17 protein-coding genes and 1 pseudogene are annotated in these 23,079 nt (G+C 65.8%); 8 read left to right on the forward strand and 10 right to left on the reverse strand.

Annotation, left to right across the window (positions count from 1 at the left end; all coding sequences use genetic code 11):
* Positions 1-324: 324 nt before the first annotated feature.
* The 4 genes from DDT93_RS03710 to DDT93_RS03725 form a co-directional block, all read right to left on the reverse strand.
* A complete protein-coding gene (locus DDT93_RS03710) occupies positions 325-1,299 on the reverse strand; it encodes a sensor histidine kinase (RefSeq protein WP_109464432.1) in 975 nt (324 codons plus the stop codon).
* Positions 1,296-1,970 carry a response regulator transcription factor gene (locus tag DDT93_RS03715; RefSeq protein WP_109464433.1) on the reverse strand — a complete coding sequence of 225 codons (675 nt, stop codon included), beginning with the start codon at positions 1,968-1,970 and terminating at the stop codon, positions 1,296-1,298. Before DDT93_RS03715 ends, DDT93_RS03710 begins: the two co-directional genes overlap by 4 nt.
* Complete coding sequence (locus DDT93_RS03720) at positions 1,967-3,469, reverse strand: DUF4153 domain-containing protein (RefSeq protein ID WP_157960096.1); 1,503 nt, start codon at positions 3,467-3,469, stop codon at positions 1,967-1,969. The genes DDT93_RS03715 and DDT93_RS03720 overlap by 4 nt, the downstream gene beginning before the upstream one ends.
* A 151-nt stretch (positions 3,470-3,620) precedes the next feature.
* Positions 3,621-4,532: a LysR family transcriptional regulator gene (locus tag DDT93_RS03725; protein ID WP_109464435.1), complete on the reverse strand. Its 912-nt coding sequence runs from the start codon at positions 4,530-4,532 to the stop codon at positions 3,621-3,623.
* Between the two features lie 131 nt (positions 4,533-4,663).
* On the opposite strand from DDT93_RS03725, the gene DDT93_RS03730 reads away from it, so the two are divergent.
* The 6 genes and pseudogenes from DDT93_RS03730 to DDT93_RS03750 form a co-directional block, all read left to right on the forward strand.
* Positions 4,664-5,947: a TRAP transporter large permease gene (locus tag DDT93_RS03730; protein WP_232825359.1), complete on the forward strand. Its 1,284-nt coding sequence runs from the start codon at positions 4,664-4,666 to the stop codon at positions 5,945-5,947.
* 27 nt (positions 5,948-5,974) lie between these two features.
* Positions 5,975-6,958, forward strand: coding sequence for a TRAP transporter substrate-binding protein (locus DDT93_RS03735; protein ID WP_109464436.1), 984 nt, complete (start codon positions 5,975-5,977; stop codon positions 6,956-6,958).
* Between the two features lie 15 nt (positions 6,959-6,973).
* Positions 6,974-7,507 (forward strand): TRAP transporter small permease, encoded by a 534-nt coding sequence (locus DDT93_RS03740; RefSeq protein ID WP_109464437.1) that lies wholly within the window; start codon positions 6,974-6,976, stop codon positions 7,505-7,507.
* Positions 7,508-7,537: 30 nt separating this feature from the next.
* Positions 7,538-8,989 (forward strand): N-acyl-D-amino-acid deacylase family protein, encoded by a 1,452-nt coding sequence (locus tag DDT93_RS03745; RefSeq protein ID WP_109464438.1) that lies wholly within the window; start codon positions 7,538-7,540, stop codon positions 8,987-8,989.
* Between the two features lie 202 nt (positions 8,990-9,191).
* Positions 9,192-9,458, forward strand: a complete 267-nt coding sequence (locus DDT93_RS26405; RefSeq protein ID WP_157960097.1) for a hypothetical protein — start codon at positions 9,192-9,194, stop codon at positions 9,456-9,458.
* Positions 9,459-10,078: 620 nt separating this feature from the next.
* Positions 10,079-10,663, forward strand: a pseudogene (locus DDT93_RS03750) (Hint domain-containing protein); the annotation flags it as partial.
* A 102-nt stretch (positions 10,664-10,765) separates the two neighbouring features.
* Here DDT93_RS03750 and DDT93_RS03755 read toward each other — a convergent pair.
* Both DDT93_RS03755 and DDT93_RS03760 read right to left on the reverse strand, forming a co-directional pair.
* Positions 10,766-11,377, reverse strand: coding sequence for a nucleotidyltransferase family protein (locus tag DDT93_RS03755; protein WP_109464440.1), 612 nt, complete (start codon positions 11,375-11,377; stop codon positions 10,766-10,768).
* A gap of 38 nt (positions 11,378-11,415) precedes the next feature.
* A complete protein-coding gene (locus DDT93_RS03760; protein ID WP_109464441.1) occupies positions 11,416-13,833 on the reverse strand; it encodes a GcvT family protein in 2,418 nt (805 codons plus the stop codon).
* Positions 13,834-14,145: 312 nt separating this feature from the next.
* On the opposite strand from DDT93_RS03760, the gene DDT93_RS03765 reads away from it, so the two are divergent.
* Positions 14,146-14,715: an NADPH-dependent FMN reductase gene (locus tag DDT93_RS03765; RefSeq protein WP_109464442.1), complete on the forward strand. Its 570-nt coding sequence runs from the start codon at positions 14,146-14,148 to the stop codon at positions 14,713-14,715.
* Between the two features lie 163 nt (positions 14,716-14,878).
* Positions 14,879-17,299, forward strand: a complete 2,421-nt coding sequence (locus DDT93_RS03770) for a GcvT family protein (RefSeq protein ID WP_109464443.1) — start codon at positions 14,879-14,881, stop codon at positions 17,297-17,299.
* Between the two features lie 42 nt (positions 17,300-17,341).
* Here the strand turns inward: DDT93_RS03770 and DDT93_RS03775 are convergent, their stop codons facing one another.
* The 4 genes from DDT93_RS03775 to DDT93_RS03790 form a co-directional block, all read right to left on the reverse strand.
* Positions 17,342-18,970 carry an acyl-CoA dehydrogenase family protein gene (locus tag DDT93_RS03775; protein ID WP_109464444.1) on the reverse strand — a complete coding sequence of 543 codons (1,629 nt, stop codon included), beginning with the start codon at positions 18,968-18,970 and terminating at the stop codon, positions 17,342-17,344.
* Positions 18,971-19,056: 86 nt separating this feature from the next.
* On the reverse strand, positions 19,057-20,361 hold the full coding sequence (locus tag DDT93_RS03780; protein WP_109464445.1) for an HlyC/CorC family transporter: 1,305 nt from the start codon (positions 20,359-20,361) through the stop codon (positions 19,057-19,059).
* Positions 20,362-20,448: 87 nt separating this feature from the next.
* Entirely contained in the window at positions 20,449-21,396 is a 948-nt protein-coding gene (locus DDT93_RS03785) for a site-specific tyrosine recombinase XerD (protein ID WP_109464446.1), read from the reverse strand.
* Complete coding sequence (locus DDT93_RS03790; protein WP_332872679.1) at positions 21,396-22,784, reverse strand: hypothetical protein; 1,389 nt, start codon at positions 22,782-22,784, stop codon at positions 21,396-21,398. Before DDT93_RS03790 ends, DDT93_RS03785 begins: the two co-directional genes overlap by 1 nt.
* Positions 22,785-23,079: the final 295 nt, after the last annotated feature.

The following is a 23,079-nucleotide window of genomic DNA, read 5'->3' on the forward strand; positions in this document are numbered from 1 at the left end:
ACGAAGCGCATGGAAGTTCACTGAACCTGTGTGAACCGGAACAGGTTGCGTACATGGTCTAAGTTCCTCTTATAAGAAGCGCTTAGATCAATGGATTACGGTAGGTTGTGCTGAACCCGCTTCGTTCACATCGAAGATGTCAGGAGTTCAAATCTCTTATCACCCACCATCTACCTCCTTATTGTGAAACGCTTTCTGTCTGTCAGAAAGACGCATTTCCCTGGACAATGGTAGTTTAGCGCTCCCTTAGCGCAGTACTATCACCCTGTTGGGATCGGCGCTTGAGGCCTTCGGGTCATCGACCAGATACATCAAAACCCGTTATCACGCTTCCCCAATCGGAAAGCGGATCAGGAAGCAGCTTCCGTCCGTGGAGGGAACCAGCCGGATTGTCGCGCGGTGGGCGTAGAGTAGGTTTCGGACCACCGACAGGCCCATGCCGGTACCGCCATCGGCGCGCCGGGTCGTGAAGAACGGGTCGAAGATCCGCTCCGCGTGTCCGGGCGAGATACCCGATCCGTTGTCGGCGATGGAGATCTGCGCCCCGCGCGCGTCGCTTGCGGCGTGCAGCGTGACATGGTCCGCCCCGTTCTCGGCCGCGTTGCGCAGGAGGTGGCCGAGGGCGATCGACAGCCCCTCGGCGGCGATGGGCAGGAGCACCGAACCGCCCTCGGAGGAAAGCTGAACTGCGGGCCAGTCGGCCTGCAGACCGGGCATCAGGTCCTGCAGGCTGGTCTGACCCAGGTACCGGGTTTCCCGCGAGCGCGCGACGTCCCGCAGGGCCACGAGCTGGGCCTCGATCTGCGCGCGGGCGCCGTCGATCTCGGCGACGAGCCGGGCGTCCTCGGTGCCGAGCGCGCCGCCGTCCTCCAGCAACTCGCTGGCGGCGCGGATGGCCGCGACCGGCGTCTTGATCTCGTGGGTGACATGATCGGTGAAGCTGCGGATCGTGGCCTCCCGGTCCCTCAGGGCTTCGGCCATGGCGATCACCCGGCGGGCGGTCGCATGCAGTTCTCGCGTGCCGAAGTGCTGCGGCGGGGCCGGTTCCGAACCCTGCTCCTGCGCCTCCGCGTAGGCCTCCAGCGCGTGGATCGGGCGCAGCAGCAGGCGCACCAGAAGCCAGCCGAGCACTGCAGTGGCCAGCGCGATGGTGAGGCCCAATACGATCGCCGCGTGCCGGAAGCCGATGACCGGGCCGAGGTAGCGGAGTGTCACCAGCCCGGCGAAGGACATGGCGAGTGTGGCGGCCAGAGCGCCCCCGAGGACAAAGCCGAGCGACGGCCGCCAGCGACGGGTCATCCGCAGGGCCCCATGCGCATGCCCTGGCCATGCACGGTTTCGATGGCGTCGGGGCAGCCCATGTCGCCGAGCTTGCGACGGAGATTCCTGAGATGGCTGTCGAGGGTGCGGTCCGAGATGGAACTGCGCGCGCCCCAGATATCTGCCACCAGCTCCGCCCGCGAATGCAGGCGCGCCGGGTCGCGCATCAGCCGTGCTAGGAGGCCGAATTCGGTGGCGGTCAGGGCGACCTCCTGACCGTCGACGCGGCAGGTACGGGCCGACATCTCCAGCGAGAGCCTGCCATTCTCCAGCCGCGCCGGGGTGACCGGGCCGGCAGTGCGTTTCAGGATCGCAGCAACCCGCGCGACGAGTTCGCGCGGGCTGAACGGCTTGGTGACATAGTCGTCTGCGCCAAGCTCCAGCCCGACGATACGGTCGATCTCGTCATCGCGGGCTGTCAGGAACAGGATCGGAACGTCCGATCGCGCGCGGATGCGGCGGCAGGTCTCGAAACCGTCCATCTCGGGCAGCCCCACATCCAGCACGATCAGGTCGGGCGCGTCGCGCATGGCGTGGGTCAGGGCCTGGCTCCCGTCCGCAGCAGTGATCACACTGTGCCCGGCGCGGTCCAGCGCAAGGCGAACCAGATCGCGCAGCCGGGGGTCGTCGTCCACGATCAGGATCTTCATTGCTCGCCTTTCGCACTCTCGGTGCGCAGAACATAGCGACGGGCTGCCCATGTCCGAAACCCCCATTCCCTCCAGTCCTGCACCTCGGGGACGTTCAGCGCGCAGCCCTCGAGCCAGATGCGGTCTCCATGACGCTGTCCGATACCGCTTTCGACCACGGGTCCGGCGGCGAGAGGGCCTAGGGAGCAGAGGTAATTTTGATCTGGAGCGCTGCGCGTCACGTTCTGGGCCGCGATGACCTGCGCGATGTTAACGAAGCTGCAGAGGTAGAGCGTTGCCACGCCGAGGATCACGGCGCGCACCAGCAGCCATGCGTTGGACCTGTCGCGCAGCACCTGCACCAGTGCCATGATCAGTCCGACAGCCACCAGCCCCATCCAGATCAACGCGTAGAGGCGCAGGTAGGTCAGGCCGAACGCCGCGATGTAAAGGTCGAGCCGCAGCGCTGCGGCGGCGCAGAGCACCGTGTTCTGGGCGAGCCACGCGAGCAGCAGCGGCTTGATCAGGTGGTGTTCGCCGAGGAAGGGCCGCGCGGCGAGGGCGAAGACGCCTGCGAGAATGGCAGTTGCCAGCAGCGGGTAGGCGCCGCGGTGTGCGTATTCGGCCAGCGTCATCCCCGTGGGCAGTTCGGCGCCGCCAGTGATGATCGAAAGGTCGGTCAGGCTTTGAACGGCGATCAGGAGATTGAAGACGACCAGCGCGCGCAGCACCGAACCGGCGTTGAACGTTGCGCGGAGCACGGCAACCGGAAACCGGAAGGTCTTCGGCCCTCGCGGCCCGGGCTCTGCCATCGGCATCAGGAACGGCGAGACGACGATCGCCGTCCCGAACCAGAACAGGAGCCGTTGCAGGAGGCGAACGAGATCGAGGCGCAGATCGAGCAGTTGCGCGATCACCGGGTTCGCCTGCATCAGGAGCGCCGCGAAGATCAGGCTGCCGCCAATTGGCAGCGCCCAAGACCGGGCGAAGACGCGAAGGGTCTGAACTCTTGAGTTTGGGGTCTGGAGGGCGAGGCCGGTCAGGGATGCTCGCGGGTTGAGCGTTTTGATCCAGCTTCGGGGAAGGCGGCGAAGGAACCCGAGTGCGATCTGGAGGAGCAGCGCAGAGGGCGCGGCGGGGCGATGCAAACATGCGAGCGACGTGGCCAGACCGGCCACGAGAAACGCGAGAGAGAGGGGCTGGACATGATCCAGCGCCGGAAGGGCGGCAAGGCCAAGCAGCAGGGCAGGACGACGCCATGCCGGGGCGCGCGTCATCGCGACCTGAAGCGCGAAGAGGGCCGCCGCGAAGAGCACCACGGAGATGCCGAGAGCCTGACGCCAGAACAGGAGGTCTGCCAGCACGACAAGTGCAAGGACGGCCCCGAGGAAGGAGGGGGATACGGGTTGCGTCCTGCCTCCTTGCGCCCTGCCACCATCGCCGGGCGGCGCCGTGTCCAGCCACCACGCGTCCATTGCGAGCGCGCGCGGGACGCCGCGGATACTTGGTTCTATTGCCATGTTTCGGTCTCCGTTCACTGGGAATGCGCGGAGATTGCCCGGGAGTTTGTGCAGAAGTTTCAGGTGGTTCGTGCAGTTTCTGTGCAGAGGGATGGTTTGCTTCCGGGCTGCGAGCCCTGGTGCCGGCCAAGGGAGGCTCTGACCGCTGCTGTTACGGTCGAGCGCCGTCGGCCCATTCGTCCAGCAGGGCGCGCATCTCCCTGACGAAAATCTGGATCGCCGTCTTCTGCGCATCGGCGCCCATCGTGATCGCATGGATCTCGATAGGAATGTCCGTCTCCAGCGGCAGCGTCACGAGGCCCTGCACCCCGTGGAACGCGGCGGTGAATTCATCGACCACCGCCGATCGGTCCAGGCCCTTGGCAAGGTGAGGCACCGAGACGAGGGAATTCCCGGTGACCGTGTCGTCGTAGCTGAGGCCGCGCTCCACCAGCGACTCGTTCAGGACGCGCCCGAGGGGGCCGCGCGCCGTCAGGCCGAGCATGGGAACCGAGACAAGATCCTCCAGGTGAATGCGGTCCAGCCGGGTGAGAGGGCCGCCCTCCGGGCTCAATACGACGAGGCGGCCCTTACCGATGGGTTCGGAAACGATGTCGGCCTCGGCGAACTTGCCGACGATGAGGCCGACCTCGACCATGCCGGCGCGCATATAGGTCATCTGCTGTTCGGCAGTGCCGATGTCGACGGTGATGCGAAGGCCGGGCAGGGCGTCCATGGTGCGTTTGAGCGCGGTCGGAACGAAGTGCGGACCGAACAGACCGACTGACATGACCGGCAGCCGCGTGCCGGTTCCCTTGCGGAGGGACTCGATCCGCCGTTCGAGGCGCGAGATGCCGTCATCGAGGAATCGGCTGTCGTTGTAGATGGCATCCGCCTCTGCTGTCGGCAGCACGCGGCCCTTGTCGAGAACGAAAAGTGTGAGGCCCAGAGCCGCCTCGAAGTCTCGCAAATGGCGGCTGACAGTCGGTTGTGACAGTTTCATGAGCCGTGCGGCCGCGGTGATCGACTGGCGCTCGTAGACCGTGCAGAAGACCTGAAGTCTTTGAAGTGTAAGGGGTTTCATGGCGCTCGGTCGGTCCGGTCAGGTTGTGGTACATAGCAATATGCTATGCGATACTGAAAATATTTCTATTTCTTTTTGTCGAGAGCGCCAGCAGGCTCCGGGACATCGCAATCGGAAGAGGTCCACGTCACATGCAGGCTCCGTTCATCATGATCTTCATGGTCGTCGGGCTGCTCGCCGGTTCGGCGATCGCCTACGTGATCGGGGCCTCGGCCATTCTCACTTTCTTCGCCGCTGATCGCGCGGGCTTCATGGCCGCCCTGCCGCAGAGGCTGTTCAGTCAGCTTGACGTCTTTGCCTTCCTTGCCATGCCGCTGTTCATCTTCGCGGGCGACCTGATGAACCGGGGTGGCCTTGCCACCGCCCTGATCGACTTCTGCATGTCCTTCCTCGGTCGGCTGAAGGGCGGGCTTGGCCATGTGAACGTGATGACTTCGGTCTTCTTCGCCGGGGTTTCGGGGTCCGCCGTCTCGGATGCTGCCGCGCTCGGCAACTCGCTGGTGCCCGAGATGCAGCGGCGAGGCTATTCGCTCGACTACGCAGCGGCGATCACCGGGGCCTCGTCGATCATCGGGCCGATCATCCCGCCCTCGTCGATCCTGATCTTCTACGGCGCGCTGATGGAGACCAACGTCACCGCGCTCTTCGCCGCGGGTATCGTGCCGGGGCTGCTGCTGGCGGCGGTGCTGATGGCGATGAACGCCTTCTATGCCTGGCGCGACGACCATCCGGGCGGGTCCGGCGACGACGTGCCGCCGTTCTTTCCCTCGCTGTTCAAGGCGATCCCGGCGATGTTGCTGCCAGTGATCATCCTCGGCGGCACGCTCTTCGGGTTCATGACACCGGCAGAGGCGGCGGCGGCTGCGGTGATTGCCGCGCTGATCATCGGATTTGCCTACGGCAACATGACGATGGCCGACGTGCTGGCCAGCATCCAGCGCACCACGATCATGCTGGGCGCGCTCTTCATCCTGCTCTGCGCGATCTCGACCTTCTCCTACCTCGCGGCGCTGCTGCAATGGCCGCAGGCCATCGCCAGCACGGTTCAGGGCTGGGGGCTGGGCCCGATCCAGTACCTCATGCTGATCAACGCGATCTTCCTTGTCGCGGGCATGGTGATGGACGTGAAGGCCGCCGTCGCGCTCTTTGCCCCGATCTTCGTGCCGGTCGCGCTCAGCATGGGGATCGACCCCGTGCACCTCGGTATCGTGATCTGCTTCAACATCACAACGGGCCTGCTCTCGCCGCCGCTGGGTGGGGTGCTGCTGATCCTCGCGACGACGGTGCGGATGAACTACTGGCGCCTGATCCGCGCGACCCTGCCGTTCTTCATCGCCGAGGTGCTGCTGCTTTTCGTGCTGACCTACCTGCCGGACATCTCGCTGGCGCTGCCGCGCTGGCTGGGGCTGGCTTGATACAAAAACCAACAGAGGAGAATACAGATGAAAATGATACCGAAGCTCCTGGCCGCAAGCGCATTGGCGCTGGTCGCCGCCGCCGCACAGGCGACCGAGGTCAAGGTCGCCTTCAACGGCGCCGACGACCCAAAGACCAACGCCGAGGCTGCTTTCGTGCACGGCTTCGTCGACGCGCTCGAGGGCACGGGGTTTGACGTGAAGGCCTTTCCGACCGACACACTGGGCTCCGAGAAGGAGCGCTATGACCAGGTTTCGCAGGGGCTGATCGAGGTCGATCTTGCGGCACTGTCGACGACCTTCGGCCAGTCGCCCTTTGCCAAGGGGATCCAGCTGCCGTTCTTCTTCGAGAGCCGTGACGAACTCGACGCCGTGGTCGCCAAGACCGACGTGATGGACAAGGTGAACGAACCGCTGCTCGACAATGGCGTTCGCATGGTCGGGCTGAACTACATCGGCATGGATATCGGCATCCACAACACCAAGCACCCGGTCGCAAAGGTTTCGGACCTCGCCGACCTGCGCTTCCGCGCGCTGAACACCGAGCAGCTTGCGCTGCAAGAAGCGCTGGGAACCACCGGCACGATCATCTCGTGGTCGGAAGTGGCGAACGCGCTGCAGACCGGCGTGGCCGATGGCTATTTCAACCCGCCGAACTCGGCGATCCGGACCGGGCACACCGAGTTCCTGAAGCATTTCACGCCAGTGGACCTGACGCCGTCGACCCGTGTCGTTCTGATCTCGGAAGACTGGTACGCCGCACTCTCCGACGAGGAAAAGGGTCAGATCGACGGTGCGATCGAAGCCGGTCTGAAGGCGAACCGCGATTGGGTCGATGCATGGTCCGGCGAGGTCCGCGCCAAACACGAGGCGGCGGGTGTGACGATCACCGAGCTGGAGCCCGGCGAGCGCGAGAAGATGGCGGAGCTGGCGCGCGCAACCTGGAGCACGTCGCTGGACGATGCGGCGCTTCAGGCCTGGAAGGACGCCAAGGCGTCCGTGGCTCAGTAAATCCCGGCGGTCCCCATGAGCACCATTTCCCATACCGTCATCCGCATAAGTACGGGGCTCGACAGGGTCGCCTCGGTGCTGGCTGGCGCGGCGATCGTCGTGCTCGTGGGGGCTGTCGCCCTGCAGGTGGTGGCCCGCTACGTCTTCAGCCAGCCACCGATCTGGACCGAGGAACTGGCGCGCTATGCCATGATCTGGGCGGGCCTGATCGGCGCCTCGATGTCCTTCAAGCGCCGGTTCGACCCGGCACTGTTCAACGGATTCACCACCGGGCCGCTGTGGCTCCGGGCTGGGGCCGAACTGGTCAAGTCGCTGGTGGTTCTGGTCTACCTGCTGCCGATCCTGTGGCACGTCTTCTTCGGGCCCGGCATGAACCCGGCCCGCGGCTTCCTGTTGCGACACAGCCGGACAATGGCGGATGCGCTGCCGTTCTCGACCGTCTGGGTCGCCGTGGCCGTGCCGCTGATGATCCTGCTGATCCTGATCCATCTGGTCGCCCGCTGGTGCGGTGACGACGGCCCGGCCGATCCGGACCGCGACGCGACCTGACCCAAGTAAAATACAAGGAGCGGAGGCCCCATGAAGGCTGATCTCATCATCCGAGGTGCGGATATCATCGACGGCACCGGCGCCCCCCGTCGCCGCGGCGACGTGGCAGTGACCGACGACCGGATTGTCGCGACCGGTGATCTGCGGCACTGGACCGCGGGGCGCGAGATTGATGCGTCGGGTCGGGTGGTCGCGCCGGGGTTCATCGACCCGCATGTGCACCATGACGGCGCCATGCTGACGCAGCCCGACATGGAGTTCATGACCTCGCAGGGTGTCACGACGGTGATCAACGGCAACTGCGGCTTCTCGATTGCGCCGCTGAAGAACCTCGGCTCGGTCCCCGGTCCGCTGCGGATGATCATCGAGGACGAAAGCTATGCCTTTCCCACCTACGCCGCCTATCGCGACCGGATGCTCTCTGCCCCTGCGGCGGTCAACGCGGCCTGCCTGATCGGGCACTCGACGCTCCGCATCAACGAGGTCCCGGACCTCGGCAAAGCCGCCGATGCGGAGCAGACCAAGGCCATGTGCCGGAGCCTCGACCAGGCGCTGGCCGAGGGTGCCATCGGCCTGTCGACGGGTACGTTCTATCCGCCGTCCCGCGCGGCGCCGACCGAGGAGTTGATTGCGCTCGCCAAGATCGCGCATGAGCACCGCAAGCTCTACGTGACCCATATGCGCGACGAGGGTGACCGGGTGATCGAAGCGCTGGAAGAGACCTTCCAGGTGGGGCGCGAGAGCGGTTGCGGCGTGCATGTCTCGCACCACAAGTGCGCGGGCCTTGCCAACCACGGGAAGTCCGAGATCACGCTGCGGATGATCGACGAGGCGATGAAGCATCAGGACGTGGGGCTCGACACGACGCCTTGGGTCGCGTCCTCGACGATCCTGGACTCGGGTCGGCACAAGCAGGCCACGCGCGTCATCGTGGCCGAGAGCGAGCCCTATCCCGAACTGGCAGGCCGCGATCTCGACGATATCGCGCGGCAGTGGAACACCGACATCGACGATGCGATGCAGCGCCTGCTGCCCGCGACGGGCATCTTCTTCATCATGGACGAGGAGGACGTGCAGCGGATCATGTCCTACGAGCACACGATGATCTGCTCGGACGGTATCCCCTCGGGGACCCACCCGCATCCGCGCGTCTGGGGAACCTTCCCGCGCGTTCTCGGCCGCTATGCCCGCGACGTGGGTCTTTTCACGCTGGAAGAGGCGGTGCGCCGGATGACGTCCATGCCTGCCGACCGTTTCGGCCTCGGGGGGCGTGGCCGGATTTCGGTGGGTTGCTTCGCCGACCTCGTCATCTTCGATCCGGTGACCATCGAGGAGGGCGCGACGTTCGAGAGCCCGATCGCCCCGGCGAAGGGCATCGACCGGGTCATCGTGAACGGACGAGATGTCTGGATCGATGGAGCCAAGACCGGCGCACGCCCGGGCCGCCCGCTCGAGCAATCCGCCCCGGTGATGGTGGTCTGAGGAGGTCAGGCGCCGACACTCCGGCGGGGGTGTTGGTGCTGCGTCCTTCGGTGGCGGCTGTTGTGGAGGCCGGCCGCGTGGGGCGTCGGGTTTGCGGATCGGGCGCTTTCGATTCCCCAGTGCATCAGAGCTCACTCCGCAACTGAGGAGCATCGGGAAGCGTATCGCGGATGGTAACGATAGCTCCATCCGGGGGTTGCAAGTGCCTGAAACGCCGGATTGCCACCTGATTCGCGCCAAAATTCCCGCTGAAATCGCGCAAATTGATGATCAATCGGCTTCTCAGATGGCGATTGTTGCGAATGTTTTCGCGCTTTCACCGGGCGCAGGTGGCAAAATCCGGGCAGCAGGGTGTACCGGCGTGATCCTGCTCTACTGGTTCTGGTTGTGCGACAATGAGGGATGGATTCGAGACGTGTATCGGTCCGAAACCGCTATTCTGTCGGGAAACCCCTCGAATTCCTCGTGAAATCATCTCTGGAATGGAAACGGTTATCGTCCCTGCGGTTGTGTAGGACCATCTTGCAGCTGCAAACTTGCCCATCGACGCGGCGCATTCGTCTCAAATTTTTTCTTTCGAGGTTACCCCCGCACCGGTATTCAGGAATGGCCCAACTGGGGGGCACAAGACTGAGGTCACGGGGGCGACCGAGCCTTTCCGGCATCGCAGGATGCGCAGGAGAAGTTCCGGATCGCAACGCTGCCAAGCAGCCGGTGACGTTCCAACGACGATGGCGCCTGCCAGCGCCAGCGACGGTTGTGACGTCCTGTCCGGACATCTTCTGCCTCCCTATGCCAAGGCCGGTCGTCCCAGTGGTCCGGTTCCGATGAACGGGTGTGGTTTGAGTGGCCGCTTCGGCGGATGGCGGGTTCGGTGCCGCCCAGGAGACAACGATGGTTAAGGACGTGAAGGACGACTGCGACGAGCATGGCAACCCGACCGGCGGCCATGGTCACCACGATGACGGTTCGGAAAAGGGCAAGGGGCACGACCCGCACCACGAGCATGGCAAGGGCCACGGCCACGGCTATGGGCACCATCACGACGACGACTGTGACGATGACGGCCCGCCGGACACGCCTCCGCCGCCATGCTTTACGCCCGGAACTCTGATTGCCACGCCGAAGGGCGAGGTGCCTGCCGAGGCGCTGGAAATCGGCGACCGCGTGATCACTCGTGACAACGGCATCCAGACGATCCGCTGGGTTTCGCAGACGCACCTATCCGCCGGGCGACTATCGCGTGAGGCGCACCTACGTCCGGTGCGTATCCGTAAGGGCGCGCTTGGGAATGGTCTGCCCGAACGCGACATGATGGTGTCCCCGAACCACCGGGTTCTGGTCGCCAACGAAACGACCGCACTCTACTTCGAGGACAGCGAAGTCCTCGTCGCCGCAAAGCACCTCACCGGCCGGCCCGGGATCGAGACCGTCGAGACCAGCGGCATCACCTACATCCATTTCATGTTCGATCAGCACGAAGTCGTCCTGTCCGATGGCGCCTGGACCGAGAGCTTTCAGCCCGGCGACCAGACGCTTGGCAGCGTCGCGGACGCCCAGCGCCGCGAGATCTTCGACCTGTTCCCCGAACTCGAGACACGCGAAGGTCTTGACGGCTACCATGCCGCCCGGCGTTCGCTCAAGAAACACGAGGCCCAGCTGGTGGCGTTCTAGGGCAGACGCCCGGGCCTCTCTTCCCCGAATATGCAGCTCGTTTCGCGTGGCTCGGGGCACGCGGTCAGGAGGCAGGGTCATCAGGCCCTGCCTCTTTGCCTTTCAGGGCGTTGGCTGTTCCGCTCGCCACGCGGCCCAGTCCTCGGGCGTGTCGAGATCGCGCCGGGCTCGCTGCCCCGGGAGAGGCACCAGCATGACGCGATCCCCGGCAGAGGCCACAACCGCGCGGCCGCCATCATCGCCGGAGAGCGCGCGGAGGGCGGGAAACAGCGTTGCCGCGAACACGATGGGATGTCCGGGCTTTCCATCCTCTGTGGTTCCGCGCCAGACCAATATTTCTGAATTCGTATCAACGGCTTGAAGGAGGTTCGTGAGGTCCTCCATCAGCAGTTCCGGGAGGTCGCCAAGCAGGAGCATTGCGGCCTTGGTGTCCTCTGGCAGTGCGGCGAAGGCGCGGGCCAGCGAAACGCCCATGCCCTCGGCGGCATCGGGAACCGGCAGCAGCGTGATGTCGAGCCCGGCCAGCGCGCCGTAGCGGGCATGTGGTTCTGGAGGCAGCGCGACGATGACCGGGCCGTCGGTGGCCCCACGCGCCAGCAGCGCTTGGCGTCGGACCAGCGGAAGGCCGTCCACCTCTTCGAGGAGCTTGTCGCGCCCGCGCATCCGCGAGGATTGCCCGGCCGCAAGCACGATGATGGGAAGACTAGAGCGCATGGCGCGACCCTAGAAGGGCACGCGCCATGCAACAAGGGTCAGCCGCGCATCCGCGCGCCGTCGGCGTCGAACAGCGGTGTGGTGATCAGCGTGGCGGGGCGCATCTGGCCAAGGATCTCGATCTCGACCTTCAGCCCGTCCGCGGCGCGCCCGGTGGGCACGAAACCCTGCGCGATCGACTTACCGGCAAAGTGCGAATAGCCGCCCGAGGTGCAGAAGCCCACGACCTCGCCATCGAGCCAGATCGGCTCGTAACCGTTTACGTCGGCATCGTCGGCCTCCACTTCGAAGGCCACCAGCTTGCGGGCACTGCCTGCTGCCTTTTCGGCCTCGGCGGGGCCGCGCCCGATGAAGTCGGTGTTCTTCTTGAACGAGATGAAGCGGTCGAGCCCGGTTTCACCCGGCGTGTAGTCCGGCGAGAACTCCGACATCCACGAGCCGAAGAACTTGTCGAGGCGCAGCGACATCATCGCCCGCATTCCGAAGGGCACCATGCCGTGCGCCTTGCCGGCATTCCAGAGGGTGTGCCAGAGCTGGCGCTGGTCCATCGGGTCGCAGTAGATCTCGTAGCCGAGGTCGGCGGTATAGCTGACCCGCTGCACGATGCAGTTGGCCATGCCGACAACGACCTTGCGCACATCCATGAACTTCATCAAGGCGACGTCATCGCGGGTGCAGGCAGCCAGCACCTCGAGCGCCTTGGGCCCCGCGATCTGGAAGCCGTTGCGCTTGTCCGAGATGTTCTCGACGGTGACACCGTCCTCGAGGTGCTGCTGGAACCAGCGGTAGTGGAACGCCTGCGCGCCGTAGGAGGCGGTCAGCTGGAACTCCTCCTCGGAGAGGCAGGAGATGGTAAAGTCGCCGATCAGCTTGCCCTTGGGCGAGAGCATCGGGGTCAGGCTCAGGCGGCCCGGCTGGGGCACGCGGCCCGCCATGATGCGGTCGAGCCAGGCGCGGGCACTAGGGCCCTTCACGAGGTACTTGCCGAAGTTGTGGACCTCGTTGATGCCAACGCCATCACGCACGCCCATGACTTCGCGCGCGGTGGCGCCAAAGGCGTCGGAGCGGCGGAACGACGGGGTTTCATAGGTTGGTTCATCGCCGACGGCGAAGTAGTTCGGAACTTCCAGCCCGAACTGCTGGCCCCAGACGGCGCCCATCTCGGTGAAGATGTCGTACATCGGCGTGGTGCGGTGGGGCCGCGCAGCCGGGAGCTCCTCATTCGGATAGGAGACCGAGAAGCGCTTCTGGTAGTTCTCGATGACCTTCGGGCGGGTGTAACCCGGGCTGATCCAGTTGCCGAAGCGGGCCACGTCCATGGCGAAGACGTCGCGCTCGGGCTCGCCCTCGATCATCCATTGTGCCAGCGTCAGGCCGACGCCGCCGCCTTGGCTGAACCCGGCCATCACGCCGCAGGCCGACCAGTAATTGCGAAGGCCCGGCACCGGCCCGACCAGCGGGTTGCCGTCGGGGGCAAAGGTGAAGGGGCCGTGAATGACCGATTTCACGCCCGCGCGCTCCAGCACCGGGAAGCGGCGATAGGCGAAGGCGATGGAATCCTCGATCTTGTCGAAGTCGTCGGGCAGCAGTTCGTGGCCGAAGGTCCAGGGCGTGCCATCGACGGCCCAGGGGCGGCAAGGCTGCTCGTAGAAGCCGATGCAGAGGCCGCGGCCTTCCTGCCGGAGATAGCTTTCGCCTGCCGGGTCCATGACGTGCGGATGTTCGCCGCCCGCGTCGATCATCGCGGCGATTTCGGGCACTTCCTCGGTGACGAGGTACTGGTGCTCCATCGGGTGCAGCGGGAAGTAGACGCCCGCCATGGCACCCACTTCGCGGGCCCAGAGGCCACCGGCGTTCACCACGTGCTCGGCGTGGATGGTGCCCTTGTCGGTCACCACATCCCATGTGCCGTCGGGGCGCTGGTTGGTTTCCTTGACCATGCAGTGTGTTTCAATGGTTGCACCGCCCATGCGCGCGGCCTTGGCATAGGCGTGGGTTGTGCCGGAGGGGTCGAGGTGACCGTCCAGCGGATCGTAGAGCGCGCCGATGACGCCATCGAGATTGGTGATCGGGGCGATCTTGGCGATTTCCTCGGGGCCGACGATCTCGGTTTCCAGCCCCATGAAGCGGTGCTTGGCCCGTTCGGCCAGCAGCATGTCGAAGCGGTCCTTATTGTCGGCCAGCGTGACGCCGCCCACGTGGTGCAGGCCGCAGGACATGCCGGTGATCTCTTCCAGCTCCTTGTAGAGCCGGATGGTATAGCCCTGAAGCGCCGCCATGTTGGTGTCGCCGTTCAGCGTGTGGAAGCCACCTGCCGCGTGCCAGGTCGAGCCGGACGTCAGTTCGGACCTTTCCAGCAGCATGACATCGGACCAGCCGAGCTTGGTCAGGTGGTACAGCACCGAACAGCCGACGACACCTCCTCCGATAACGGCAACGCGGGTAGTGGTTTTCATGGGAACTCCGTGAGCTAGACTTGCGCCGAGCATCCGGTTTCGCCGCGCGGATGGCATGTCGACCCGCGACAGAAGGTGTCGTTTTGGTCGCATCTGTTGCCGAGTGCCGGGCGCGGATTTGCGGGCGGACACCGACATTGCCCTCTGAATGGCACACTCGGAGGCGGCGACGGCCAATGCGGTCTTTCGCCTGTTCGGTATGTCCCAAGGCGGCCGCGAGTGCTTGCGACGATCCTTGAAACGGTTAGGTTTCTCTCATCACGGCAGGCAAATACCGCCGGTGCGCCGTCCAAGGAATGACAGGAGAAGTCGATGTCCCTCAGCCTGAAAATCATCATCGGTTCGACCCGCCCGGGTCGGGTCGGTCCGACCGTCGCGAACTGGGTCACGCGCGCGGCCGAACGCCACGGCGGGTTCGATGTCGAACTCGTGGACCTCGCGGACGTCGGCCTGCCGTTTCTGGACGAAGCCAAGCACCCGGCTCAGCGCGCCTATGAGAAAGAGCATACCAAGGCCTGGAGCAAGATCGTCGATTCTGCCGACGCCCTTGTTTTCGTGACGCCGGAATACGACTTCTTCCCGCCGGCGACGCTGGTGAACGCGCTGCAGTGCCTCTCGCAGGAGTGGAAGTACAAACCGGCAGGCGTGGTCTGTTATGGTGGCATCTCGGGCGGTCTGCGCTCGGCACAGGAACTGCGCCAGCTGATCGGGAACCTCGGCATGGTGGCGCTGCCGCAGGTGGTGCCGGTGCCCTTCGTTGGCAAGGCCATCGGGCCGGACGGTGCCTTTGTTCCCAACGACCCGATGGAAGAGGGCGCGGAACTCATGCTCAAGGAACTGACGAAGTGGGCCATCGCGCTCCTGGCGATGCGCGGCCGCTGAAGCGCGGCTGACACGGGCCGGAGGGCGGCGGTCTCGCCTTCCGGCACAGCAGTGAATCCCGCGGCGCGGTTTGTCAGCGACCGCAGATGTCGCGAATCGCAAAGTGGCGCGGAAATCGGGGCGTCAGGGTGCTGGAAACATCGGTCACCTAAGGACAGTTTCCATGCGCACCCATGCCCAGGCCGTCGTGATCGGCGGCGGAATCATCGGCTGCTCGATCCTCTATCACCTTGCCAAGCTCGGCTGGAGCGACGTGGTTCTTCTGGAGCGCGACGAGCTGACGTCGGGTTCGACCTGGCACGCGGCGGCCAACATCCACGGGCTGCACGACAACACCAACATCAGCCGCCTGCAATACTACACCATGAAGCTCTACGAGGAGCTTGAGGCCGAGACGGGGCAGGGCTGCGGCGTGTTCCATTCCGGGTATCTGTACCTGGCGCAGACCGAGGCGCGCGAACACCAGTTGCGCCTGCAGGCCGCCAAGGCCCGCAACTATGGCTTCGATTTCTTCGAGATCACCCGGGACGAGGCCGAGCGGCTGCACCCGCTGGTGAACTTCGATGGTATCCGCTGCATCATGTCCGAGCCGGATGCGGGCAAGGTCGATCCCTCGGGCGTGACCATGGCCTTTGCCGCCGGGGCGCGCAAACGGGGCGCCGAGATTTATCGCCATACGCCGGTGCTGGGAACCGAGCCGCAGGCGGATGGCAGCTGGATTGTGCGGACGACCAAGGGCGACATCCATACCCAGTGGGTCGTCAACGCCGCCGGGCTCTGGGGGCGCGAGGTGGCGGCAATGGCTGGCATCACCCTGCCGCTGCAACCGACCGAGCACCAGTATTTCGTGACCGAGCCGATCCCCGAGATCGCGGCGCTTGGCCGCCTGCTGCCCTCGATCGCGGACCGCGACGGCGAGTACTACATGCGTCACGAGGGCGAAGGGCTGCTGATCGGGGCCTACGAGAAGGACATGCGGTTCTGGGCCGAGGACGGCACGCCGATGGATTTCGGGCACGACCTGTTCCAGGACGATATCGAGCGGATCGAGCCCAACGTGATGCGCGCCATCGAGCGGGTTCCGGTGGCGGGTACGGCGGGGATCAAGCGGGTGATCAACGGGCCGATGATCTGGTCGCCCGATTCCAACGTGCTGTTCGGCCCGGTGCCGGAACTGAACAACTACTTCTGTTGTAACGGGATCATTCCCGGCTTTTCCCAGTCCGGCGGCATGGGCCTGATGGCGGCCCAGTGGATGATCGAAGGCGAGATGCAGTACGACCTGTTCCCCTGGGATATCGCGCGGTTCGGCAGTTGGGCGGACAAGGTGTTTACCAAGGCCAAGGTGCGCGAGGTCTATACCACCCGTTTCTCGATCCACTTCCCGAACGAGGAACGCCCGGCCGGACGCCCGGTGCGGACCCGGCCGGTTTATGAGACCCAGAAGGCGATGGGCGCGGTCTTTGGCCTGAACTACGGCTGGGAACACCCGATGTGGTTTGCTTCTCAGCCGGGGGTCGCCGAAACCAACGGCTTTACCCGCCAGAACTGGTGGGAGCCGGTCGGGGCCGAGTGCCGGATGCTGCGTGACAAGGCCGGGATCATCGACATCTCGAACTTTGCCAAGTACCGCGTGAAGGGCGCCGGGGCCGAGGACTGGCTGAACGCGCTCTTTGCAAACCGGATGCCGAAGACCGTCGGCAAGTCGTGCCTTACCCCTCTGATCGGAAAGCGTGGCGGCATTGCGGGCGACTTCACCGTCACGCGGTTGGCCGAGGACGAGTTCTGGATCATCGGGTCGGGCATGGCGGAACGCTATCACCAGCGGTACTTCAAGGCGGTGCCGCTGCCCGAAGGCACGGTCTTCGAAAGCCTGACCGAGGCGGTCTGCGGCTTCAACGTGGCGGGGCCGAAATCGCGGGAGTTGCTGCAATCGCTGACCAATGCGTCGCTGGCGACTGCGGACTTCCCCTTCATGGCCTCGCGCCGCATCGTGCTGGCCGGAGTGGAGGTCATGGCGCTGCGTGTTTCCTTCACCGGCGACCTCGGCTGGGAACTGCATTGTGCCACCGAAGACCAGGCCAAGCTCTACGCCGCGCTGCTGGAGGCGGGCAAGGTGCTGGGGGCCGGTCCGGTCGGGGCGCGGGCCCTGATGAGCCTTCGGATCGAGAAGGGCTATGGCTCGTGGAGCCGTGAGTATAGCCCAGAGTATTGGCCGCAGGAGGTCGGGCTGGATCGGCTCTGCAAGCTCGACAAGCCGTTCCTGAACCGGGACGCGGCGGCAAAGGCGATGGCCGAAACGGCTCGGGAACACCTCGTGATCCTTGCGCTTGACGAAGCGGACACGGTGGCATCGAACGCGGATGCCACCGGGGGCGAGCCGATCTTCATGAATGGTACGGGGATCGGGCGCGTGTCGTCCGGTGCCTATGGTTACTCGGTCGGGATGTCGTTGGCGCTTGGCTATGTGAAGGGGGCTGCGCCCGGTGATCAGGTCGATGTCATGGTGCTGGGCCGCCCGCACAAGGCCCGTATTCTCGACGCACCGCCCTTTGACCCGGAGGGCGCGCGGCTGCGGGCCTGACGGTCTGCTCCGGGCCCTCGGGCCCGGAGACACAGGCTGCGATCAGGCCGCCGGGGCGATCCGTTCGAGGATGGCGGAGACGTCTGTGCCTGCCATGGCCCCGGTGATCCTCCCGCTTTCCCCTGCGATCCGGGTGGCGACAAAGGCGTCCGACACCGCACCCGGGGCGTGGCGCAGCAGGATCGAGGCGGAGAGCAGCAGTGCCGTCCGCTCGGCAAACCAGCGCGCCTCGGCCTCGTCGGGCAGGGCGGGCCAGCGGTCGAGATGGGCCGCCAGCGCGGCGTCGAAACGGCGGTCGGCACCCATCGCGTCCTGAAGTTCGGCGCGCAGCGTCTCCACCGCCAGCGGCTCGCGCGCGAGAGTGCGCAGGATGTCGAGGCAGATGACGTTGCCCGAGCCCTCCCAGATGCCGTTCAGCGGTGCTTCGCGATAGTAGAAGGGCATCGGGGTGTCCTCGACGTAGCCCATACCGCCCAGCGCCTCCATCGCCTCGTAGGTGACGACGGGGCAGCGCTTGTTGCTGAGGAACTTGGCCAGAGCCACCGAGATGCGGGCCAGCGCCCGGTCCTGTTCGCTGTCACTGTCGAAGGCGCGGGCGACGCGGAGGCCGAGGGCCAGCGCGCTTTCCACATCGAGTGCGAGGTCGGCGATCACCGCGCGCATAAGCGGCTGGTCGATCAGGCGGCGCTGGAAGGCGCTGCGGCGCGACACCCAGTGATGTGCCTCGACCAGCGCGCCCCGCATCAGCCCGGCGGGAGCCAGCGCGGTATCGAGCCGGGTGTGGTGCACCATCTCGATGATGGTGCGGACGCCCTTGCCCTCGTCGCCAACCTGGTAGGCCAGCGTGTTGGTGAACTCGACCTCGGAAGAGGCATTGGACTTGTTGCCCAGCTTGTCCTTCAGCCGCATGATCTGGAGCGCGTTGCGCTCGCCCTCCAGCCAGCGCGGGACGAGGAAGCAGGTCAGCCCGCCGGGGGCCTGCGCAAGGGTGAGGAACCCGTCGGACATGGGGGCAGAACAAAACCATTTGTGACCGGTCAGCCGCCAGGTGTCACCATCGCGCATGGCACGCGTGGTGTTCGCCCGCACGTCCGAGCCGCCCTGCTTCTCGGTCATCGCCATGCCGAGGGTTGCCGCCGCCTTGTCCCCGATGGGGCGGGTCGAAGGGTCATACCTGCGCGCGGTCAGCTTGGGGACCCAGGTCGCGGCAAGGTCGGGCGCGGCGGCAAGGGCCGGAACGGCGGCGTAGGTCATCGTCATCGGGCAGCAGTGGCCGGGCTCTACCTGGCTGGCCATGTAGACCATCCCGGCGTGGGTCACGTGCCCGCCCGGTCGCCCTTCCCAGGCGACGGCGCAGTAGCCGGCGGACTGCGTCGCCTCCATGAATCGGTGATAGGCCGGGTGGAACCGAACTTCGTCGAGCCTGCGTCCGCCGGTGTCGAACAGCTTGAGCTCGGGCAGGTGCCGGTTCGCGTCGCGCGCGGCCTCGCGCATGTCGGCGGTGCCGAGCGTCTTGCCGTAGGGGGCCAGCGTCTCGGTTTGGCCGCCTTCGCGGGCGATGGCTTCGCGCAGAATGGTGTCATCGGCCCAGAGGTCAGCGTCGCCGCGAAGCGCGGGCTGGTTGCTGACGTCGTGGGTGGGCAGAATGGAACGGGCGTCTGAAATGGTCATGATGGTTCCTCCGCGCACAGGGTAGACCTGCGTCGGGCGTCGGGCCAGCGCGCCGTGGCGTCATTCCGGCCCGGCGTTGCAGGAGGTCAGAGCGGACGGATCTTGAGTTGCGTCACCCGGTTGCCGTCGCGCGACATGACTTCGAAGCGGAAGCCGTGGAACGAGAAGACCTGCCCGACGGTGGGGATCATCTGCGCCTCGTGGATCACCAGACCGGCCACGGTGTTGGCCTCCTCGTCCGGCAGCGTCCAGTCCGTCGCGCGGTTCAGGTCGCGGATGGTCATGGCCCCGTCCACCACGTAGTTGCCGTGGCTGTCGGGGATCAGCTCGGGCTCGGCGTCGGGGTCGAACTCGTCGGTGATCTCGCCGACGATCTCCTCGAGGATGTCCTCGAGCGTGATCAGCCCCTGCAGCGAGCCGTACTCGTCGACCACCAGCGCGAAGTGGGTGCGCATCCGCAGGAATTGGCGCATCTGGTCGTCCAGCGTCGTGGTCTCGGGAACGAAGTAGGGCGGCGTCGCGACATCGGTGATGCGGAATCGGCTCAGCGCGTCGGTTTCGCCCTCGGCGGTGACCATCCCGTGCATGGACCGCAGCAGGTCTTTGGCGTGTACCACGCCAATGATGTTTTCCTGCTCGTTGCGATAGACCGGCAGCCGCGTGTGGGGGCTGTCGAGACATTGCTGCAGGATCTCCAGCGGTGCCTTGTCGACGTCGACCATCTCGATGTTGGAACGGTGAAGCATGATCTCTTCGACCGTGCGGTCGCCGAGGTCGAGCGCGCCGAGGATACGGTCGCGGTCTTCCTTTTCGACGACACCTTCGGAGTGGCCGAGATGAAGCGCGCCCGCGATCTCCTCGCGCACCGCGAGGATCTGGTGGTCGGGGTCGACCTTGACCCCGAAGAGCATGAGAACACCGCGCACCAGCAGGCGCACGGCCCCGACGAAGGGGGCCAGCACGCGCACGATGACCGAGATCAGCGGGGCCACGGCCGAGGCGGCGGATTCCGAGTAGAGGATCGCGTAGGTCTTGGGCAGAACCTCGGCAAAGATCAGGACCAGCAGCGTCATCACCAGCGTGGCCAGCGCGACGCCACTGTCCCCGAAGATGCGTGTGAACATCGAGGTGGCGAGCGAGGCCGCAAGGATGTTGACGAGGTTGTTGCCGAGCAGCACCGAGCCGATCAGGCGCTCGTTGTCTTCGGTCACTTTCAGCGCGGTTTCAGCCCCGCGCGACCCCTTGTCAGCCATCGAGCGAAGCTTGCCGCGCGACGAGGCGGTCAGCGCGGTTTCGGAGCCGGAGAAGAAGGCGGAGAGAACCAGAAGGAGGAGGATGGCACCGCCGGTGATCCAGAATGCGCTGTCGAGCGCGGTTGAGCTAGTCTCCATCGGGGTTGGTCTGTCCTTCGTCCTTGTGTCAGTAACTTATGGGTATGGGAGGCGTCGCGATCAAGGGCCCGGGCCCGCGATCTTTGTTCAGGTCTTGCTGCCGCGCGCGAGGGGATGGTGTTCGTGCACCAGTTCGGCCAGCCGCTCGTCAAGCACGTGGGTATAGATCTCGGTCGTGGCCACGTCGGCGTGCCCCAGCAGCATCTGGATCGAGCGCAGGTCGGCCCCGTTTGCCAGCAGGTGCGTGGCGAAGGCGTGCCGGAGCGTGTGCGGCGTAACCTTGGCGGGCGAGACGCCACCGGCAACCGCCAGTTCCTTGATCAACAGGTAGAACCGGTGCCGGGTCAGGTGGCCCGAGGCGCCGTGCGAAGGGAACAGGTATTTCGAGCCCGTGGCGCCCTTGGCCCGGCGGGCATCTTCTTCGGCATCGCGGAGCGTGAGCCATGCGGCGAGGGCTTCACGCGCGGGGGGCGAGAGCGGCACCATGCGTTCCTTGCCGCCCTTGCCCAGCACCAGCAGCATACGCGGGTCGCCTCGGGTGGCCGCGACGGGCAGGGCAACCAGTTCGCTCACTCGCATGCCCGTGGCATAGAGCAGCTCCATCAGGCAGGTGTTGCGGGCGCGGTCCGTATCGGTCCGGCCGGTGACCCGTGCCGCCTCCAGAAGGCGGTCCACCTCGGGCACGTCGAGGGTCTTGGGCAGGCGCTGGTCGCGCCCCGGTCCCTTAATCTGGATCGCCGGGTTGTCGGCACGCCAGCCCTCGTCAAAGGCAAAGCGATAGAGCTGCTTGATTGCCGAAAGGCGCCGCGCGCGGGTCGACTTGGCGAGGCCCTGCGCGTCGCAGTCGACAAGGTAGCCCTCGATGCGGTCCCGGTCCGCGCCGGCGAAGTCGTGGCCGCGCCGCTCCAGCCACTCGGCAAAATCCTTCAGGTCCCGCCCATAGGCGAGCTGGGTATTGGTCGCGGCCCCGAGTTCGGCGGCCTGCGCCTCGAGGAAGGTCGAGATCCAGCTGTAGTTGGAGGCGGGCGCGGCCATCACCGTCTGTCCAGCAGCAGAAGTTGCAGGCAGGCCCGGCGGACCGTGTCCTCGAGACCGACCTTGCGGAAGGTCGCGATGGCGCCGGTGAGATCGACGGCATTCCCGTCGAGTCCGCTATCGAAGGCGGCCATGCTCAGCAGGATCGCTTCGCCAAGGCTGCCACGCGCCAGCGCATCCTGGATGCGGGCCGGGGGCCGCGCATCCGGGGCGAACCCGTCGGCAATGCTCTGGGCCGTTCCGCCCGGCGCCGGGACGGTGCCGGGGTGGCCCTGGGCGAGCGCGGCAAGGAACAGGTCGCGCTGGCCCTGTCCCAGCGGCTGCGCCGCGGCGGCCTCGTAGGCGGGCGAGAGCAGCAGGACGCGCCACACGATTTCGCGCGCGCGGGCGTCGTCCAGCGGCAGTTGCGCCAGCCGCTCGGCGAAGAGATCGGCAAAGGGCACTTCCAGCCGGGCGGATTGCATCGCGGACCAGACACCGGGCAGGGTCTTCTCCACCGCCGAGACGCTGTTCTGGTTCAGTGCGGTTTCAAACAGCTGAAGCGCCTGCACCCGGTCCCAGACGCCGCCTGAAGCGGCGGGACGGCGCTCGGTATAGAGGCCCAGCAGACGGTTCGGCGGCAGAGCCCCGATCTGGGTCAATCGCTCGGCCGCCTCGATCTGTGCCTTCCAGCCAGCGATATCGCGCAGGTCGGCGTTGGCAAAGGCGCGGGGCAGGGAGGCGGTGGGCAGGCGCTCACCGATGGCCTCGTAGAGGCGGAAGGTCAGCGGGTCGGGATTGCGCGGGGCGGGCAGGGGCGGCGCCCCATCGTAGATGTCGGGCGAGAGGAAACGGTCGAGCAGGTTCAGCTGTTCTTCGGGCAGGATATCGAGGGCGTGGGCCGTATCCAGCACCAGCACGGCGCTGGTCCAGTCCCCGCGCCGCGCGTCGCAGAAGATCCGCGCCGGGTAGTCGTTCAGAAGCGACGGCGATTCGTCGAGCGCTTCGCAGGCTTCGTCCTCGGTGCCATTCAGAAGCGAGGCATCGAACCAGCGGCGGAACAGCTCGCGGCCGGAGCGCGGGCCCGCGGTTTCGGCGAGCGATTCCACCGGGTCGGTCGCGCCGAGAGTCATCAGCCGGTCGAGCCGTGCCAACAGGAGGGCATCGGCATTGCCTGCCGCCTGCGGAGAGCGCGTTTCGGACAGCAGCAGCGTGTAAAGCAGCGTCTGCATCGACGGGCTGCGTTCGACCGGCACCTCGCGGATGAGCTGGGTCAAGCGATTGATATCGCTGCCTTTCCAGAGCGTCTCGGGAAGGCCGGTCACGTCGGCGGGGACCAGTCCGATCGGCTCGGCGGTCTCTTCGAGCTGCTGCACCGCGATGTCCGGCCGCAAAGCCGTCTTGGTCACGGGCGGTTCAAGCAGAACCGGACCCGCGCGGACCTGGGGCGTGTTCTGCCCAAGCCACTCTATCGCCGAAAGCGGTGCCTGCGCCGAGGCGGCCACTGGCACCATGAAAAAGCATAAAACGGCGTTTCTAATCCGCATTCAACGTCACCGGCACCCGTATCTCTCTCTGCGGGGCAGAGAAGTCAGAGCCGAACCACGGCCCCAGATACGCATAACCGACTATTGCGATAAACGCCAAACACAGGAGATAAACCAAGAATTTGATGACTCTGCCCATGTGCGTCCCCGTAGTCCT

It is taken from the genome of Albibacillus kandeliae, assembly GCF_003116585.1.
GTDB classification, from domain to species: domain Bacteria; phylum Pseudomonadota; class Alphaproteobacteria; order Rhodobacterales; family Rhodobacteraceae; genus Albibacillus; species Albibacillus kandeliae.